This is a genomic window from Desertibacillus haloalkaliphilus, assembly GCF_019039105.1.
Lineage (GTDB): Bacteria > Bacillota > Bacilli > Bacillales > KJ1-10-99 > Desertibacillus > Desertibacillus haloalkaliphilus.
The window spans coordinates 1-352 of record NZ_JAHPIV010000468.1 but is presented as its reverse complement, the minus strand read 5'-3'; the positions used below and the strand labels follow the sequence as shown (position 1 = coordinate 352).

Below are 352 nucleotides of genomic sequence, written 5' to 3'. Positions count from 1 at the left end.
GTTGTAAAGTTGATACAGGAAAAGGTGTCCCTAGACAATAGTGAGCAGCATGTGCCTCATCTACTAAAACAAGTAAATCATGCTTCTTAGCAGTTGTAATTGTTTCTTGTAAATCTATGCTAACTCCATAGTAATTTGGATAAGTTAAGATAATACCCTTAGCATCTGGATACTGACGTACCGCTTCAGCTACTGTTTCAACCGATATCCCAATAGCGTGACTCGAATCATGATCAAACTCTGGCGTTAACAAAATAGGAACCAAGCCTGCAATTTGTACTGCATGAAAAACAGATTTGTGGCTATTACGCTGCACAAACACCTGATCCCCTCGTTCAAACGCTCCATAAAC

1 protein-coding gene is annotated in these 352 nt (G+C 39.8%); it reads right to left on the bottom strand.

Features of this window, described 5'->3' with window-relative positions:
* The coding region (locus tag KH400_RS22845; protein ID WP_217228555.1) for an aminotransferase class I/II-fold pyridoxal phosphate-dependent enzyme at nt 1-352 on the bottom strand (352 nt) is incomplete at both ends.